This is a genomic window from Lysinibacillus sp. S1 (assembly GCF_044986265.1).
Lineage (GTDB): Bacteria > Bacillota > Bacilli > Bacillales_A > Planococcaceae > Lysinibacillus > Lysinibacillus capsici.
Map to the genome: position 1 here is coordinate 818,364 of NZ_CP173154.1, position 16,598 is coordinate 834,961.

19 protein-coding genes are annotated in these 16,598 nt (G+C 38.4%); 6 read left to right on the plus strand and 13 right to left on the minus strand.

The genetic code is table 11. The features are described 5' to 3' along the window. Positions 1 to 49 precede the first annotated feature (49 nt). Positions 50 to 742 (plus strand): class I SAM-dependent methyltransferase, encoded by a 693-nt coding sequence (locus tag ACHZEU_RS04455; RefSeq protein ID WP_103117898.1) that lies wholly within the window; start codon positions 50 to 52, stop codon positions 740 to 742. 73 nt (positions 743 to 815) lie between these two features. Here the strand turns inward: ACHZEU_RS04455 and ACHZEU_RS04460 are convergent, their stop codons facing one another. Continuing rightward, complete coding sequence (locus tag ACHZEU_RS04460; protein ID WP_103117897.1) at positions 816 to 1,256, minus strand: N-acetyltransferase; 441 nt, start codon at positions 1,254 to 1,256, stop codon at positions 816 to 818. A gap of 110 nt (positions 1,257 to 1,366) precedes the next feature. Here ACHZEU_RS04460 and ACHZEU_RS04465 point away from each other — a divergent pair, with 110 nt between their 5' ends. Next, a complete protein-coding gene (locus ACHZEU_RS04465) occupies positions 1,367 to 2,749 on the plus strand; it encodes a PLP-dependent aminotransferase family protein (RefSeq protein ID WP_313871982.1) in 1,383 nt (460 codons plus the stop codon). Positions 2,750 to 2,779: 30 nt separating this feature from the next. Here the strand turns inward: ACHZEU_RS04465 and eis are convergent, their stop codons facing one another. The 3 genes from eis to ACHZEU_RS04480 all read right to left on the minus strand — a co-directional run bounded on the left by eis (position 2,780) and on the right by ACHZEU_RS04480 (position 5,724). Then, entirely contained in the window at positions 2,780 to 4,003 is a 1,224-nt protein-coding gene (eis, locus tag ACHZEU_RS04470; RefSeq protein ID WP_257961251.1) for an enhanced intracellular survival protein Eis, read from the minus strand. Beyond that, positions 4,000 to 4,731, minus strand: a complete 732-nt coding sequence (locus tag ACHZEU_RS04475) for an AAA family ATPase (RefSeq protein ID WP_404804079.1) — start codon at positions 4,729 to 4,731, stop codon at positions 4,000 to 4,002. Before ACHZEU_RS04475 ends, eis begins: the two co-directional genes overlap by 4 nt. Before the next feature lie 435 nt (positions 4,732 to 5,166). Continuing rightward, on the minus strand, positions 5,167 to 5,724 hold the full coding sequence (locus ACHZEU_RS04480; protein WP_328011805.1) for a hypothetical protein: 558 nt from the start codon (positions 5,722 to 5,724) through the stop codon (positions 5,167 to 5,169). A 386-nt stretch (positions 5,725 to 6,110) separates the two neighbouring features. Here ACHZEU_RS04480 and ACHZEU_RS04485 point away from each other — a divergent pair, with 386 nt between their 5' ends. Both ACHZEU_RS04485 and fumC read left to right on the plus strand, forming a co-directional pair. Further along, positions 6,111 to 6,326 (plus strand): hypothetical protein, encoded by a 216-nt coding sequence (locus tag ACHZEU_RS04485; RefSeq protein ID WP_004228943.1) that lies wholly within the window; start codon positions 6,111 to 6,113, stop codon positions 6,324 to 6,326. A gap of 278 nt (positions 6,327 to 6,604) precedes the next feature. Continuing rightward, positions 6,605 to 7,996, plus strand: a complete 1,392-nt coding sequence (gene fumC / locus ACHZEU_RS04490) for a class II fumarate hydratase (protein WP_404804080.1) — start codon at positions 6,605 to 6,607, stop codon at positions 7,994 to 7,996. Between the two features lie 251 nt (positions 7,997 to 8,247). On the opposite strand, the gene ACHZEU_RS04495 is transcribed toward fumC, so the two are convergent. The 3 genes from ACHZEU_RS04495 to ACHZEU_RS04505 all read right to left on the minus strand — a co-directional run bounded on the left by ACHZEU_RS04495 (position 8,248) and on the right by ACHZEU_RS04505 (position 10,612). Beyond that, positions 8,248 to 9,231, minus strand: a complete 984-nt coding sequence (locus tag ACHZEU_RS04495) for a hypothetical protein (protein ID WP_066037482.1) — start codon at positions 9,229 to 9,231, stop codon at positions 8,248 to 8,250. Between the two features lie 47 nt (positions 9,232 to 9,278). After that, on the minus strand, positions 9,279 to 9,878 hold the full coding sequence (locus tag ACHZEU_RS04500; RefSeq protein ID WP_054550937.1) for a hypothetical protein: 600 nt from the start codon (positions 9,876 to 9,878) through the stop codon (positions 9,279 to 9,281). 176 nt (positions 9,879 to 10,054) lie between these two features. Continuing rightward, entirely contained in the window at positions 10,055 to 10,612 is a 558-nt protein-coding gene (locus ACHZEU_RS04505) for a GNAT family N-acetyltransferase (protein WP_048390456.1), read from the minus strand. 163 nt (positions 10,613 to 10,775) lie between these two features. Between ACHZEU_RS04505 and ACHZEU_RS04510 the strand changes: the two genes are divergently transcribed. Further along, positions 10,776 to 11,330: a sigma-70 family RNA polymerase sigma factor gene (locus ACHZEU_RS04510; RefSeq protein ID WP_066037481.1), complete on the plus strand. Its 555-nt coding sequence runs from the start codon at positions 10,776 to 10,778 to the stop codon at positions 11,328 to 11,330. Next, positions 11,323 to 12,396, plus strand: coding sequence for a hypothetical protein (locus ACHZEU_RS04515; protein WP_066037480.1), 1,074 nt, complete (start codon positions 11,323 to 11,325; stop codon positions 12,394 to 12,396). Before ACHZEU_RS04510 ends, ACHZEU_RS04515 begins: the two co-directional genes overlap by 8 nt. 35 nt (positions 12,397 to 12,431) lie before the next feature. Here ACHZEU_RS04515 and ACHZEU_RS04520 read toward each other — a convergent pair whose 3' ends face one another. The 6 genes from ACHZEU_RS04520 to mdh all read right to left on the minus strand — a co-directional run bounded on the left by ACHZEU_RS04520 (position 12,432) and on the right by mdh (position 16,564). Continuing rightward, on the minus strand, positions 12,432 to 12,854 hold the full coding sequence (locus ACHZEU_RS04520) for a hypothetical protein (protein WP_048390454.1): 423 nt from the start codon (positions 12,852 to 12,854) through the stop codon (positions 12,432 to 12,434). A 15-nt stretch (positions 12,855 to 12,869) separates the two neighbouring features. Beyond that, complete coding sequence (locus ACHZEU_RS04525; protein WP_279494655.1) at positions 12,870 to 13,013, minus strand: hypothetical protein; 144 nt, start codon at positions 13,011 to 13,013, stop codon at positions 12,870 to 12,872. A gap of 477 nt (positions 13,014 to 13,490) precedes the next feature. After that, a complete protein-coding gene (locus tag ACHZEU_RS04530) occupies positions 13,491 to 14,360 on the minus strand; it encodes a DMT family transporter (protein ID WP_048390452.1) in 870 nt (289 codons plus the stop codon). Positions 14,361 to 14,385: 25 nt separating this feature from the next. Next, the gene (locus ACHZEU_RS04535) at positions 14,386 to 14,931 is read right to left on the minus strand and encodes a GNAT family N-acetyltransferase (protein ID WP_404804081.1); all 546 of its coding nucleotides are present in this window, start codon (positions 14,929 to 14,931) and stop codon (positions 14,386 to 14,388) included. Next, positions 14,921 to 15,454 carry a cysteine hydrolase family protein gene (locus ACHZEU_RS04540; RefSeq protein WP_404804082.1) on the minus strand — a complete coding sequence of 178 codons (534 nt, stop codon included), beginning with the start codon at positions 15,452 to 15,454 and terminating at the stop codon, positions 14,921 to 14,923. Before ACHZEU_RS04540 ends, ACHZEU_RS04535 begins: the two co-directional genes overlap by 11 nt. 171 nt (positions 15,455 to 15,625) lie before the next feature. After that, positions 15,626 to 16,564: a malate dehydrogenase gene (gene mdh / locus ACHZEU_RS04545; RefSeq protein ID WP_048390446.1), complete on the minus strand. Its 939-nt coding sequence runs from the start codon at positions 16,562 to 16,564 to the stop codon at positions 15,626 to 15,628. Between the last annotated feature and the right edge of the window lie 34 nt (positions 16,565 to 16,598).

Here is a 16,598-nt window from a genome sequence, read left to right on the forward strand (position 1 = left end):
GATATTAAAGGTCTTTAATAGAGATGATAAAACACTGGAGGCTATCACAATGCGTACATTATCTACACATTTATTAGAAAAGGCACGAACATATGAGCACAGCACAAGAATTTCAGTGCCTGCCTATGACACATTATTTGCCGTGACACAAGCCTATTTCCGCATGCATTTAGGAGAACATGAAGCATCCCTGCTTGTTGTAGGAGCTGGTGGGGGTAACGAGCTTTCTGCATGGGGACCAACAAACCTTAAATGGATGTTCACTGGGGTTGATCCATCTGAGGAAATGCTCCAAATCGCACAACATAAAGCCGTGCAACTGGATATTGAAAGTCGCGTTCAGTTACTACAAGGAACAATTGAGCGCTTACCCCAATCAACACCGAAATTCGATGCGGCAAGCTGTATCCTCGTTCTTCATTTTATTGAAGATCGACAGGAGAAACTCCATTTACTGCAAAATATTCACAAGCAATTAAAACCTGGAAAGCCCTTTGTCCTCGCTTGTGCCTACGGAGAACGAGAAAGTGACGAGCTACAAGACCGCATCAAAATATGGCAAAGCTACTTTTTAGAGGCCGGCTATACAAAAGAAAAGGTAGATAGCATGGGCAAGGGCATCATGAATATTTCCTTCCTCTCCGATCAAGAAATCCAACAGCTATTAAGTGAAGCGGGCTTTCAAAACATTACCCGCTTTTTCTCCTCAGGTCTCTTCGCAGGATGGATGAGCCACGCATAACCACAAAGCCCCCACCATAGTCACAATCAATGGTGGGGGCTGAAACTTAGATTTATAGTGGTATTSGAAAAAATCACCAATAAATACTGTAATAATAAACAGTGTCATCAATCGTCATGCCCATTTTTTCATAGAGCTTCTGTGCTTGGACATTATCTCTGGCAGTTTCTAGCATCATGTAACGCGCATCTTCCTGCTGACAATAGATAAAGCATTGCTCCATCAACGCCTGTGCTACACCTTGTTTTCTGGCTTGTTTCGCCACAAATAAATCATTTAAGAGAAACGCTCGTTTCATAGCGACGGATGAAAAGACTGGAAACAATTGTGCAAATCCAACTGGCTCCTCATCCAAATATGCCAGGAAAATAATAGACTCTGCTCCCATTACTCGCTCCTGTATAAACTGCTCAGCTTGCTGTAAATCAGATGATTGTCCATAAAATTCACGATAGGCATTAAATAATGGGACTACGTCTCCCATCGTTTGCTGTGTCACCATACAAATTTTCATGTTTTGATCTCCATTTCCTTTTGATTGTCCTTCTAGTATGATGGTAGTAAATAATCTGACATTTCAAAAGAAACAGTTCCAAACATTTTAACATGTCAAGGTGGTGCCTTATGGACGATTTTATCTTTCTATTAACAGAAAAAGAGGCAAAATATAAGCAAGTGTACCAGCAAATTAAAGCACTTATTATGCAAGGTACACTTCAAACAGATGATTCCCTGCCCTCTATACGAAAACTTGCAGAAACTTTACAGGTCAGTCGTAATACTACATTAACCGCTTATGAACAGCTTGTAGCAGAAGGATACATACGTGGGGAGGGACGAAAAGGCTATTTCGTCAATGCACTAGAGCAGGTTTTTCTAAAAGAGCAGGAACAGACCCCTATGACACAGCCAAAAAAGAAGGCTGCCTCCTATCTTGTAGATTTTCGCGCAGGAGCTGTCGATCAGCAACATTTTCCTATGAAAACATGGCGCCAAATTGCCAATCAAGTATTACAGGAATCAACCTGTTACGAATATGGAGAACTGTTTGGAGAATCAGTGCTAAAGGAGCAGCTTGTGCCGTATTTACTGCAAGCAAGAGGGGTTTATACAACGAGCGACAATATCGTTATTGGTAGTAGCACACAGCAAATGCTCTTGTATCTTGGCTTTTTATTAAAAGATACTTTCCCAAGCATTCTTTTGGAAGACCCTGGCTATGATGGTGCACGTGAAGCCTTCCAGTTACATCACTTCGAATTAGAGCCACTACCTGTAATGGAAACAGGAGCTCAACTTGACATACTCCAAAACTGTCAATCACGCTTAATGTATGTCACCCCATCACATCATTTCCCATACGGTGTGTCCATGTCTATTCAGCAGCGACAGACCTTAATACAATGGGCTCAACAAGTCGATGGTTATATTCTAGAGGATGATTATGATGGAGAGTTTCGCTATACGCAACAGCCATTTCCTGCCCTTGCTTCCATCGACTCATCAAGGGTAATCTATCTCGGCACCTTCTCCAAATCGTTTTTACCAGGTGTGCGTTTAAGCTATATGGTGCTACCAAATGCACTTGTTCAGCCCTATAAAGAGCGTTTTGCTCATTTTGAACAAAATGCTTCGTCCCTCCATCAACGCACAATGGCCCAATTTATGGCGCAGGGAGAATGGTCACGCCATATTAAACGAATGCGTTTGACCTATAAACAAAAAATGCAGCACCTTGTACAGGAGCTACAACGACATTTCGGTCAGCAAATATCCGTGTTAGGCGAGCAATCAGGACTATATGTATTAGTGAAGATAAAGTCTCCGCTTTCCGAGCAGCAGCTGATCCAACGAGCGGCGACTTACGGTGTGAAGGTTTATCCGACAAGCCCCTTTTTTATCCATCAAAAAAATGAGGAACCAATGCTGCAATTAGGCTTTAGTAAATTAGCGCTGGAAGAAATCAAGCTGGGCATTGAGCTGTTAAAAGAGGCGTGGCAGCCATAACCGTCAACGTTATGGCTCTTACCATACCACTTAAAAATAATCAATAAATGTTGGGATACCTACTGGTAAAACCGCCTCGAGCAATGCAATTTCCTCTGCACGTCCCTGTAATCGTTCAATTCTTTCTAAATAGGTTGGACGTTTGTAGCCTAACAGCATAGTAGCCAGTGTTTGCACTGTTAAATGCACAGCATTCGCGTTCAACGTCTCACTTACCTTCTGCACAGAAAGGTTTCCATCTTTCATTTTGATGATGTAGGTGCCATTATTCCACGCCACAGTGCGATCACTGACAGCTAGCTGAAGCTCGAAATTCTGACCAATAAATGGATAGCGCAGTAAAAATTCTTTGACATCGACGATTCTTGCCATGAAATAAGGCGATACCTTTTGAATGATCTCACTGTCCTCTAATAGAAAGGCTACCGCTTCATTACCGGTTGTTTTCCCGTAGACATTGTAGACCATCGAGCTGTGAGCCGAGACGAAATTCCATAAACCTTTACGAGCCTCTTCCTGCAAATAGACGATTTCATCAATGTAATAATTTTCCTCCATAATACGATAGAACATGTAGCCCTGTGCCACATCTTCTTCATCATAGTAGACCGCTGCCTGAAGGTTCACATCACTATCTATAAATTTCTCCTCCCAGAAATCCTCCTGAAATTTCTCGTTCCAGGCAATACTATTGCGCACCATTACCCCATGCGTTTTCTGCGCATAGCGTGCGTAGATAGCCACCACATCCTCATGCTTGGGATCAACACGGCGAATTTTCCCATTAAGCCCAGCATAATGAGGAAGCTGTGTATCCTTCACTTGAAATTCCACAATATCGCTCATAATTTCCCATCCCTTTTTGCGGTAATAAGGAATAGAATATGGAAATAAATAGGATATATACTGTCCTTCATTTCGCATACTTTGCAGACTTTCAATTATCAAGCTCTCCATTAAGCCATGTCCTGAATATTCAGGGTATGTCCCAACTGCTGTGATGCCACCCATTTCATAAATCTTCCCATGCACATTTACCTCAAAAGGCAAACTTAAAATTTGCGATACAAGCTGTGAACCATCAAACCACCCGATAGCATGCCCTTCATTAAATTGCCTACTCTTCGCATTCACAAAGCGACGATCCTTGTGAATGGACATTGACATTTGAAAGACATAATTCAGTAAATCAATGGACTGTGCCATTTCATCCAATCGAATTTCTCGCATGATTAAGCCTTTTCGTTGATTCATGATTCCCTCTCCTCATCAAATAACTCTCTTAATATCGACTGTGGTGCATCCAAAAAACGTTTGGTCACGATGTAATGAATGGTATCCTCATAGCGAATGGATTCAATTTCTCCTTGATCAAAGCTATAAATCGTTGCATTCGGATAGCCAAGCAAAATGGGTGAGTGTGTAGCAATAATAAATTGTGCCTCATGCTCGAGGTCCTTCATTATTTTCAGCAAGCTTAGCTGCCTCGTTGGTGACAATGCCGCCTCAGGCTCATCCAATAAATAAATGGCTTTACCCTTAAAACGATTCATAAATAACGCAAGAAAGGATTCACCATGAGATTGATGATGTAGTGATTTCCCACCAAAAGCGTTATATCTCCTTGGATGGCTCTCTATCAAATCAATATGACTGGCAAATTGATAAAATGTTTCTGATCGAAGGAAAAACCCATTCGAAATTTTCGGCAGCCACGACAAACGGATATATTCCCCCAATGAAGATTCCGCCTTATGTACTTCATATAAATTTTGACGACCACCACCAGCCGTATTGAAATCACAGCGATCAGCAATCGCCTCCAGTAATGTTGATTTCCCAGAACCATTTTCCCCAACAAAGAACGTCACATTTGTCGGGAATTCTAGCTCATGCAAATCCTGCAAGCTTGGTATATTAAAAGGATACTCCTGTTTATCTGGAATCGTATCCTGTAACACCTTACATGATTTTAAATACATTTCATTTCCTCCTTACTCTTATTATAGCGAACATCCCCCTAGCTGAAACGTATTCCACCCACCTGTTTGATTAAAATTACACCTTTTTATGTATCCATTCGATCCAGCCCCACATAAATAGCCTAAAACAGCTTACGAAGTCCCTATCATTTTCACTATACACTATGAGATATTTCCCGAGAAATAAATAAAAAACATGTCGAAAGTTGCAATTTCTAAAGGTAAAATCATGTCATATTTTTGATTTTCTTATAAAATAAGCGGACATTGACCTCCTCCCTAACTGATTAAGTGAATGATTTCCCTGCAACATGCAGTAGTGTTTTCCATTGCAATTTTATTTCGCAGTGGCTTGCTGAATAAGCGGGGTGCCTCTCTTTTCGATCACCTTGGGTTCCTTTCTGAGCGATTCCATCCACTTTTGGATTACTTTCATTACCTAATTTGATCCGATTCAAAAAAAGGCTCAATACCTATTTCTTTTAATAAGAATTTCCGATGACTTCTTTTATATACCAAATGTTGTTTAGGTATTAAAATTTCTTCTCTTAATCGCTGAAACAAATTCGGGTTATGCTCTGGAAACCATTCCTCATATCTGATCCCTTGATTTATTTCTATTTTTATTAAAAATAAAACAATATCTTCATACATATAGGGGAATTCTTTCTCTATCTGCTCATGATGTGCTAACAGTGCATAAAGATAATCTTTAAAACGATAAAATCGCTTCTGGTCTAATGGATTGGAGCTCCATTTTTTATTTTCCTCCCACTCTTGTATGGGCTGAAATATCTGAAGAGAACCCGTTTCCCAAGTACCCAGCATACAAGTAAATGCAGCTATAGCGTATTTTCTTGTTTCATCATCTGGATCTCCAAAATATTTATAGTAATCCTCCCGATACTTACTAAAATTTCCGCTAGTATGATAACCTCCAATAGCAAAACCCTCCAACCCTCGTTTTGCTTGTTCAATGATATTATTTGTCATTCTACTTACTCGCCTCCTTTTCTTTACTATCTAATCATGTTAATCTAACGTGATATTAACATAATTAACCAACCGGAAATGTAAAATATATTTATTCCATTCACCCACAATATGACTATTAAGTATTGTATGGGATTCTACGCCTCTTTCCCCTCACTAAGTTATAAACTTCTATAGGAAACTAATTACTAGTTTTCCTCTGTGCTCGGCTCTCTCATTTTATGATTACCTTCAGTAACTCGATGAGCAAGTTTCCTCTCTTTATGATCACCTCTAACAGCTTCTCGAGCGGTTCCATTCATTCTTTGCTCACCATCTCCAAAGTTCTAACTATTATCCCTCGCTCATAAATTGAGTAACAATCAAAAGTCAGAAGGAGAATCGCGATGTTTGTGACGCATTACTACGAAAACAAGACGTCTGTTTTAAGTCAATTGCTCGTCAAGCTACCTACTGTGGAAGAAGATATTCGCATTAAAGGGCGCAAGGCAAAGGTGTTGGAGGTACTTCAAGTTGATGACAACAATTTTCATGTGAAGATATTATTCGAAAAAATCCCTAAAAAGCAGCCTCTTAAAGAGCTTGGAAAGAAAAAGAGATAATCAACTAAAACATGGTTTATTCCCTTAATTTTCGGGAATAAAATAGGTAATGATTGCGAATCATTCACTTTAAATTTCTTCAAGCAAAACCGTTGACTTTTTAATTGATAACAATTATCATTATCAATAGATTATTTCTTTCTCCAAATTGCTTCATTCAGAATCCCCCTCTTTTTTGAATAAGCATGTATCAAACGGATATTCTTACATCAGACTAAGAGTATCCGTTTTTATCTGTACATGAGGAGAACTTTACATACTAAAGGAGCTGTTTTGACATGGATTATCGTATTGAAAAAGACACTATGGGTGAAATTAAAGTACCTGCTAATAAAATTTGGGGCGCGCAAACACAGCGCAGTAAAGAAAATTTCCAAATTGGTACAGAACAAATGCCAATCGAGCTTGTGCAAGCTATGACGATCCTAAAGAAAAGTGCGGCGATTGCGAATAATAAACTAGGCAAACTTTCTGATATTAAAGCAAATGCCATCGTGCAGGCTGCAGATGAAATTTTAAATGGTCAATGGGACGATCAATTTCCTCTTGTGGTTTGTCAAACTGGTAGTGGTACACAATCCAATATGAATGTAAATGAAGTCATTGCTCACCGTGCGAATCAGCTATTAGAGGATGCTGGTGAAGCGGACCGTATTCATCCAAATGATGATGTCAATAAATCACAAAGCTCAAATGATACATTCCCAACAGCATTGCATATTGCGGCTGTTTTAAAAGTGGAAGATTATTTATTACCAAGACTACGTTTACTAAAAGCAACTTTGGAAGATAAAGCAGCTCAATTTAAGGACATTATTAAAATTGGTCGTACGCATTTACAGGACGCGACACCTCTCACATTAGGTCAAGAAATTAGTGGCTGGGCAGCCATGCTCTCAAAATCAGAGCATATGATTATCCAAAATATTGACTATATGAAGGAGCTTGCAATTGGTGGAACAGCGGTCGGTACAGGAATCAATGCTCACCCTGAATTTGGTGATCGTGTGGCTGAGGAAATTAGTGAGCTAACAGGCAAACAATTTACATCAGCTACAAATAAATTCCATGCCCTAACGAGTCATGATGAAGCAGTTGTAGCACACGGTGCATTAAAGGCTTTAGCGGCTGATTTAATGAAAATTGCCAATGACGTTCGCTGGCTAGCAAGTGGTCCTCGTTCAGGTATTGGGGAAATTACGATCCCAGAAAACGAACCAGGCTCTTCCATTATGCCAGGTAAAGTAAACCCTACCCAAAGTGAAGCAATGACAATGGTTGTCACGCAAGTAGTTGGAAATGACGCAACGATTGCCTTCGCCGCTTCTCAAGGTAACTTTGAATTAAACGTCTTTAAACCAGTCATCATTTACAACTTCTTACAATCAACTCGCCTATTAGCGGATACAATGAAATCATTTAACGACCATTGTGCAGTAGGCATTGAGCCAAACAAAGAGGTACTCGATCATAATTTACAAAATTCATTAATGCTTGTAACAGCGTTAAACCCATATATTGGCTATGAAAACGCAGCAAAAATCGCAAAACAGGCCCACAAAGAAGGCACGACCTTAAAGGCAGCAGCCATCGCAAGTGGCTTACTTACAGAAGAACAGTTCGATGAATATGTAGACCCAGCAACAATGATTTATCCGAACGTAAAATAATGAAAGCGACCATAAAAAGATTGAGGCTAATGGGCTTCAATCTTTTTTGTTTATGAGAAATATCTTTAGCATGGATGGAAGCAAAATTAAAAGACATGAATCTCGATAGACTATCGAATCCATGCCAAATAGCTTCCTAATGAAAATAATTGTATCTATCCTATGCAGTCACTTCATCGGAGAGTGGTTTATTCTGCCTCCTATGTAATCCATAACTCCATTACAGATGCTTATAACTAGTTAAAATTCTCTCAGCTTATTTTATCCAGCTTTACATTAAACGACAATTCATCGTCAATTAGATTAAACGTATCAGCTTTATCTTGTTTAGATAATTTAGAGATATAATGATAGTAGTTTGGTAATAATTCAAAATCATAATTTAAATAATCTCGTATTAATTGGTCATCTTGAAATTTTGAAACATCCCCGTCTAACAAATCATGTTTTATTAACTCTTTAGTGTTGTTCGTAAAATCAGATACTACGTATGAAAGAATATTGTTCTCATATCGTAAGTTTTCAGAAACACCTGAATAATTTAATAAAGATAGTAATGTCGCATTATTAAAATTCTGTTGGTTAATTAAAGATGAAACCTCCATTAAGTAAATCGATTCAAGGTGGTCATGATAAGGACTTTCAATATCTACTCCATTATACATTGCTTGTTTCTCAAAGGGTCTAATTCTCCCAGTTTTTAATAGTAATAAGTGATTGTGATTGCTTAGATAGATGTTTTTGGAAGTATCTAATCTAAGTAAATTATCTCCGTTTGGAAGTAAAGGATTTAATCGTTTTATCTCTCCTGTTGAAGTGTTTATCAAAAAAATACATTGATAAAAAGGACGTCCATAGTTAATTTCTCTTTTCGTAATAAAATACAACAAATATTGAGGATTAAGGTAAATTAACTTGGAATAATAACTTTCATCCTTAATTTCTTCAGAAGAAAAATAATTATTTAAATTTAATGTGATAGCATGTGTTTGATTAAATGTTTCAAGATTAATTCTATAAAAGTTTATGTTATTTTTTTCTTTTAGACTAAAACAAAATTCATTATTCATAATATCCAAAGCAAACTCGTCATAGCGGGTGTCTAATCGTTGTATATTTTTGAACGTGCCGTTTTTTAAATTAATCTCACAATGCGCAATACTAGCATGTTCTAATAAAATAGCCTCGAACTCTTCTTTAATTTCATTTGTAGGAATTAGTTGTTTATTATTCAAAAATATTCCCCCTTCAATATTGCTAATAAATATTTCACTTTGAGCTTTTACTCCTTTCTGGCCTCTGTATAAAGAAGTTTTTCGAGTTCGTCCACCTTGCTCCCGTCTAATTGGTGTGTGAGCCCATATGTTTCACCCTTGCCATCGTTATTGATGATTACGTTGAGATCGTGAAGTAATTCAGTGAAATACGTAAAACACTTAGTTAATTCTCCATAGGACTCAGCTGTATCAAGACCTTGCTGTTTCTCAACCGATATTACATAATCCAGATGTCCCATCAAAATCTGCAGTACATTTAAATTTTCAAAATCCTTTTGAAGGTCTTCCCCTTGAACCCTAAAATATATCATTTCCTTCGTGAGACGATCTGCCCTTAGATAATATTCGTCTACGTCTGTTGTTTTGTTAATATCTTGGGCATGATAGGCAATCCAAGCTTCCAACGTTGGTTCAATCTCATAGTTATTGAAGCCTTCAGGGGTTGATACATCATTCCAGATTTTCGAAGGGTTTACTGCTGCTACGTGTTTGATTGTTGTTTCTTCTGTTTTTACCTGTTCCCCTTTCGTTTCTCCTTCCTCGGTACAACCTATTAACAATCCACTTATCAATAGTCCTGTCAATACAACATTTACGAGCTTCATCTCTCTCACTCCTCTTTAGAAGGTTAGCCATTTATTATAATAATACCTTACATTAGTTAATTTTTATAATATTTTCCATTTAAAAGTTACGTTTAACATGGCTGATTCTCTATGTATCTCGCAGTAATAGCAAAATTAAAAGCCACCCTCATGATGAGAGCGACTTTCCTAACCTCCTAATATTCACTTTTCAATAGGGAAAAGATAGCGAGATCCACATACTTCCCTTTTTCAAATTCATGTTGCCTCAAAAGACCCTCTTGAGAAAAGTTTAATTTTTCCAATAGTTTGATAGATGCTGTGTTTTCTGGCTCTATTTTTGCTTCGATTTTATTGATTCCCATGGATGTAAAGGCAAAGTGGATGATCGAACTTAAAGCCTCTTGCATCACACCCTTTCCCCAATAGTCAGGGTTTAAATCATAGCCAATTTCTATACGATTATGCTCTTTTTCATAATTCAAATAGCCACATGTGCCAATCACCTTGTTGGTCTGAATTTCCTCGATTACCCATCTTAAGCCTTTTTGTTCTTTAAAAATTTTCTCATACCAATTGATTTCATCAATAGCATCTTCAACTGAAGCAAACAATGGTAATGGCAGGTACTTCACTACATTTTCATTAGAATAAAGTCTCAAAATATCTTGGCCATCATCCATTATCCCTTTTCGTAAAATAAAACGTTCTGTTTCCAATTGAGGAAAAACCGTAAATTCGAATTGTGTATGCATACTACTCCCCTTTTTCACCATTTATTAGCATTTTACTATTGAATAATAACACAAAAATCTCTCATACTCTCTTTTACTGCTATTACAAATCACTCGTTATTATAGTAAATTGATTACAACCAAATGGCACCAACTCCGTCTAATAATTGAAAGGGTGTGGAAGATGCTTGAACATGTGAGAACATCAATAGAAGTTAGCAGTGAATGTAGTAAGGAGGAGAGGCTTGAATGGTTGATGAAGGCATATGGAGATGACATAGCACGTCTTGCCTTTACGTATATGAAGCACAAGCAGCTTTCGGAAGATATTGCGCAAGAAGTGTTTATAAAGTGCTATGAGCATTTAGATAATTTCAGGAATGAATCTTCCTATAAAACATGGTTATATCGAATTACTGTCAATCTATGTAAAGATAAATTAAAAAGCTGGTCTTATAGAAATATTGTTCTGACAGAATTTTTCTCAAAAATTAAGAGTACTAGTCAATCCCCTGAGTTGGAATTAGTCGGACAGGAGGATAAACGATTACTTTCTGAAAAAATCCTTGCTCTACCAATAAGATACCGAGAACTCATTATTTTCTATTATTATGAAGAGCTGTCCTATAACCAAATAGCTGATTTGTTAGATTTGCGTTTACAAACCATTAAGTCTCGACTTCATAGGGCTCGACTTATGCTCAAAAAATCAATGGAAGGGTGCAAGATAAATGAATGATATGTTTAAAAATATAGGCAAGGCATTGGATGACACGGCATTCCAGGACATTCATTTTAATGAGAAACATAAAGAAAAAGTAAGGCAGAGGCTTCGAAAAGATTACAAGAAACAGCCCCAATTCCAATCCATTTTCAATCATTTGTTACCTATAGCAGTCATTGGTTTTTTTCTTATAGGAGCTAGCTATTTTATGGTCACGGAGCTGACAGTACAACCAGTTGATAAGGGAGACCGTTCACAAGAACCTATAATGGAAACTACTCTTTATCATCCCCCGATCCAAGAAGAATTTTACGGGGATATGACGAAAGAGGATGTCGTGAGTAAATTATTAAATTCGATTGATTATTTTCACTCAGCAGCTGGAAAATTTGAAGAACATAAAATTTCTCAAGACGGTTCCACTAGAACATTGGGTGTTACTTATAAAGTAAGTACCAAAAAAGAAGTTGGAGGCTATGAAAAAATAATCGCTTTAGATGATAACACGACGGGAATCAAGAACGATACACAGGAGTACTTTTATAACAACAGAAAGAGCTGGTTAAAATATACAGCACTTTATGGACAAAAAGTTTATACAGTTAATGAAACGAAACAGAAATCAAAACGAGACGTAGTTACTCCTGAGCAAGCTTTTAGTATTGACTTGAAATATCCCCCTATTTCATATAATAAATTGAGAGAAAGACCTTCATTTGGAAGTTCAAGTATGTCGTTATTCGCTTATGAGAAAGCTGCTAGTTATTTAAGAAATATGGAGCATTGGGAGATTGAAAAACAAAATGAAGCGTTGTTAGGTCATAATACAATCGTATTAGCTGGGAAAATGGATGAAACGGTGACAAATAGTGAAAATTTAAAAGGCACGACAGAAGCGTTTCGTTTTTGGGTGGATAAAGATACTGGGATTCTCGTTAAAAGTGAAACATATGACCAAAATGGTGAGCTGACAAGCTATGTTCATCCAGAAAGGCTTGAAGTGAATGTATCTATTGACCCACAAGAATTTATTCCAGACTTAGAGGGCTATCAGCTTCCTAGCAAACAGAAAAAAGATTGAGGCTTATTGCTTCAATCTTTTACTTTATGAAGATTTTAGTTTCTCACCATCATCAAACATTTCTCAACTATTTCTACCTCATCTACTGACAGTTGGTCTAACAGCAGTGCCAGTTTTTTCTCATGTTCCTCTCCTTCTTCTCCTATCCAGCAAATGTAGATTTCGCAATAATCTCCTTTGGGAAGGAATTTTTTTAGAAAGTCACATACATGGTGAAAAGTTCTTTTGGCTTTTTCATAGTTATGGGGGGAATACACTTTATTTTCGTTATGCATTTGCCAAATGGGCTCTCCCTTTGTTTCGATTTCATATACATAGGGTGTTGTAAAATGCTTTGCCTGTACAATTTGGCGATTCTCTTTTACCGAGAAAAAATAATTTATGTCAACTTCATTTTCTGTATAGTCATCCTGTATTTCAACTGGAAAATTGAAGCCTATATAGGTTGCCATACTCATATTTTGCTCCTCCTATTAAAAAAACCCTGTAAATGTACAGGGTGTCAGCAACGTAGCTGTTGATAATGTAAATAGACACGCTTTGGAGTTCGTGCTTCTACGAATATTTCTTGCATCACCAATTCCTGGACCACGCTTTGAAGAAATTGCTTGAAGCAAAAAGGCTTCAAACGACGGGTTGTCCGCTTCCTTTTGTGAGGCTTGCTACCGTAGTTGGTCTACCGTGATGGCTGTTGCTTTGATGGTTTGGTGTTGCGGCGGTGTTTTTGGTTCAATATAGAGCGTTGTGTAATACGCATCCGCAATGACAATCACGTAAATAATGAATAGTAATCGTTTTGTTCAATGGTTCAAAAAAATCATTTCTCCCTTTTTTATAGCTGACAATGAAAACTTGTCTACTTATCATACGAGCAATTGATCAAAAGGTTTCAAAAATATTTAAAGGGAGACAAATTTCTGTCTCCCTTACGCCTCTAGGCTTCTGCCACCATCATTTTCCCAGCGATCAATGTCCCAGTGATCCTCATCTTTTTCTCTCCTGATACCCATTGCATTCAATGGAACGAATGACATTTTGTCCCTCACCCTTTTCAAGCGTTCTTCTCTAGTTTATGAAGGGAAAGGGGTTTTCGTTCATCGTAAAATAGGCTTAATTTTAAAGCCTAAGGCAATCGCAGCTCCAATGCAGCTAAAAAGACAGCCTAAGATTAAATAAATACTGAGTGTTGATTCGCCGATGACAACAGACGCAATACCACCAATCACGGGGAATAATGCAACCATATAGCCACTTTTTGCCCCTCCAATTCGTTCGACTAGTTTTAAGTAAAATAACCATGCGAAAAAGGATGCAATAAGCGTTAAATACAAGAGCGCTGATAAGTAGGTAAAGGATTTGGGTATTACGACTGTTTGTCCCTGTAGCCAAACAATGGCACACATGACTGCACTACCCACTGCAAAACCAATGGCATTCGCATAAATCGGGTTGATTTGATGCTTGGCATTCCTGGCAGAGCTTGCATCCCCAATGGCTGTTAGGATAGTCCCTACGAAGGCAATTAACACTCCTTTTAACTCCATATTATGTAAAGATGGATAAATCAGCACCCCCACGCCGATGACACCTAAAATGCCGCCAATTAAAACACGACGATGCAATGGCTCCTTGAGAAATATCCGTAGAGCGATGGGTGTTAGTATGACTTTTAATGAAAAAATTAATGTGACAATAGCAGCCGAGCTCCATATCGTCGCATAATACAGCGCTAAATAGCTGAATGCAAAATTACAAACGCCAAAAACGATGATAAAAGGTACGTCGCCCTGTTGTGGTTTACCCTGTGGCTTCAAGAACCAAGCAAGGATGAAAAATAAAAGGGCTGTCATGACTAAACGATAGGTTAAAGATAATTCTAAACTGACTGGCGTTCCTTGAATTTTGACTGCAATAAAATTAAGACCCCAGACAATCAAACAAAAGATATACATAAAATTTGTCATGCTGTTTTAAATTCCTTCTCCGATGCTATTCCTGCCATCTTCCCATAATGATCGTATGATAGAACCTGCCATCTGCAAGACATTTATCATTTTTCAGAATGCCTTCCACTAAAAAGCCCATTTTTTTATAGAGCTGTATCGCTTTCTCATTGGTTTCTAACACTTCTAGTGCTATTTTGCGAACACCATTGGCATCTGCCCAATCAATGGATTCTTGCAGCAAGGCTTTTCCTATGCCATAGCTCCAAAACTCTTTACTGACTCCAACACCAAAGGTTACTTTATGGGCAAGCCTTTTGAGTGGAGAGCCCTCACATCTTGAGAACCCAACGATCCGATCACCGACAACCGCTACTAAACATAAATTTTTTGAGCTTTCGCTATCCTGTTGAATAAGCTGCTCAAAGCCTGCTCGATCAATCAATGCCTCGCCCTGTTCACGATCGAAGTTTTCCGTTTCACCGTCTAATTGCAAGCGTAAATCTGATAAGGCTTGGGCATCTTCGCGTCGGGCACAGCGAATTGTATAGGATAGCTCTTTTATCTGGAGCTCTTTCTGATCAATCAGCATGTTGGAATCCTCCAATTGACTGAATCCGCACAAAACGATTATGCCAAATGGATTCGTGATGTTGAATAATATGTGGTGCTGCCAGTACATTACTATCTAAGGTGCTATGTGCATCTTCTATTAAAACATTATGATGGTAGCCATGACTAAAAGCACTACGGATTGTTGTATCAAGACAAAACTCTGTTTGAGCACCCGCGAAAATCAATTGCTCGATGTGATGCGCTTGTAAATAAGCTGCAAGCTCCGTTTGATAGAAAGCGTCCCACGTTGTTTTTTGAATCACTTGATCCTCCGCCTGTCTAAGTAATCCATGATACAGTTCCCAGCCTGGTTGACCTAATGCAAAATCCACATCATCTGCGTCTGTATGCTGAATAAAAATAACGGGTACTTCGTTGCGCCGTGCCCATGTAATGGAGGCATTAATATTTTTGATAATAGCTTCACTGTTCCAAAGATTTTGCTGGCCATCTAGAAAGAAAGCCTCCTGTATATCGATAATGATGAGTGCTTGTTTCATCGTATCCTCCTTTGTGCATCAGTAGTAACTTTTTTAATTGTACAGAAAACGATCTTCCATTAAAAGAAAATTTTGCACAACAAAAAGCACCTTTACAACATCGTAAGGTGCCTCAACTATGTAAAGTACCATCTAATACATGCCACTATTAGATGGTGTCATGCGCTCGCATCATTTGATATAGGCTAATGTTTGATAAACTTGGTGAACCGAATGATTAAATGCTTGCTGTTCCTCTTCGTTTAAATGCAATTCAATTACACTTTCAATACCAGCTCCCCCTAAAACAACAGGGACACCAATGCAGGCATTGTCTACTTGATATTCGCCCTGTAAATACGTAATGATGGGCATTACTTTCCGTTGATCCTTCACAATCGCTTCAATCATTTGGACAATGGCGGCAGCTGGGGCATAGTAAGCACTGCCATTGCCAAGTAGGGCGACAATTTCGCCTCCACCTTTTCGCGTTCGCTCCACTAATTGCTCAATCTGTGCTTGTGGCATTAATTTTTCTAATGGTATTCCTCCGACATACGTATAGCGAACGAGTGGCACCATTTCATCGCCATGTCCACCCAAAACGAAGCTCGATATATCCTCGACAGCAAGCTGAAGAGCCTGTGCGATAAAGGTATTAAAGCGCGCTGTATCTAAAACACCTGATTGTCCCATGACACGATTTTTGGGAAAACCCGTTGTTTCCAGACAAACATAGGTCATGGCATCGACAGGGTTACTTAAGACGATAATATAGCTAGTTGGCGCATAACGTTTGATTTGTTCGCTTACCGTGCGGATGATTGCCGCATTTGTATGAATTAAATCCTGCCGTGTCATGCCAGGCTTTCTTGCAATACCTGCCGTGATAACCACAATATCAGCATGAGCTATTTCCTGATACTTTGAAGTAGCCGTCACCTGTACGTTAAATCTTTCTATTGGTCCAGCTTGGAGAATATCTAATGCCTTCCCTTTCGCTGCATTTTCGAAGTCTGGTAAATCGATAAGCACAATATCCCCGATCTGTTTCTGTGCGACCATTAACGCTACGGTTGCACCTGTATGTCCAGCGCCAATGATTGCGATTTTGGGTCGCCTAAAGCTCATCTGCCTCCCCCTCCTAACAACATAGATTCATCGA

Excerpts from the sequence above, each read along its gene's own strand:
- ACHZEU_RS04455 (WP_103117898.1), top strand. The coding sequence starts at position 50 with ATGCGTACATTATCTACACATTTATTAGAAAAGGCACGAACATATGAG.
- ACHZEU_RS04460 (WP_103117897.1), bottom strand. The coding sequence starts at position 1,256 with ATGAAAATTTGTATGGTGACACAGCAAACGATGGGAGACGTAGTCCCA.
- ACHZEU_RS04465 (WP_313871982.1), top strand. The coding sequence starts at position 1,367 with ATGGACGATTTTATCTTTCTATTAACAGAAAAAGAGGCAAAATATAAG.
- eis (WP_257961251.1), bottom strand. The coding sequence starts at position 4,003 with ATGAATCAACGAAAAGGCTTAATCATGCGAGAAATTCGATTGGATGAA.
- ACHZEU_RS04475 (WP_404804079.1), bottom strand. The coding sequence starts at position 4,731 with ATGTATTTAAAATCATGTAAGGTGTTACAGGATACGATTCCAGATAAA.
- ACHZEU_RS04480 (WP_328011805.1), bottom strand. The coding sequence starts at position 5,724 with ATGACAAATAATATCATTGAACAAGCAAAACGAGGGTTGGAGGGTTTT.
- ACHZEU_RS04485 (WP_004228943.1), top strand. The coding sequence starts at position 6,111 with ATGTTTGTGACGCATTACTACGAAAACAAGACGTCTGTTTTAAGTCAA.
- fumC (WP_404804080.1), top strand. The coding sequence starts at position 6,605 with ATGGATTATCGTATTGAAAAAGACACTATGGGTGAAATTAAAGTACCT.
- ACHZEU_RS04500 (WP_054550937.1), bottom strand. The coding sequence starts at position 9,878 with ATGAAGCTCGTAAATGTTGTATTGACAGGACTATTGATAAGTGGATTG.
- ACHZEU_RS04505 (WP_048390456.1), bottom strand. The coding sequence starts at position 10,612 with ATGCATACACAATTCGAATTTACGGTTTTTCCTCAATTGGAAACAGAA.
- ACHZEU_RS04510 (WP_066037481.1), top strand. The coding sequence starts at position 10,776 with ATGCTTGAACATGTGAGAACATCAATAGAAGTTAGCAGTGAATGTAGT.
- ACHZEU_RS04515 (WP_066037480.1), top strand. The coding sequence starts at position 11,323 with ATGAATGATATGTTTAAAAATATAGGCAAGGCATTGGATGACACGGCA.
- ACHZEU_RS04520 (WP_048390454.1), bottom strand. The coding sequence starts at position 12,854 with ATGAGTATGGCAACCTATATAGGCTTCAATTTTCCAGTTGAAATACAG.
- ACHZEU_RS04530 (WP_048390452.1), bottom strand. The coding sequence starts at position 14,360 with ATGACAAATTTTATGTATATCTTTTGTTTGATTGTCTGGGGTCTTAAT.
- ACHZEU_RS04535 (WP_404804081.1), bottom strand. The coding sequence starts at position 14,931 with ATGCTGATTGATCAGAAAGAGCTCCAGATAAAAGAGCTATCCTATACA.
- ACHZEU_RS04540 (WP_404804082.1), bottom strand. The coding sequence starts at position 15,454 with ATGAAACAAGCACTCATCATTATCGATATACAGGAGGCTTTCTTTCTA.
- mdh (WP_048390446.1), bottom strand. The coding sequence starts at position 16,564 with ATGAGCTTTAGGCGACCCAAAATCGCAATCATTGGCGCTGGACATACA.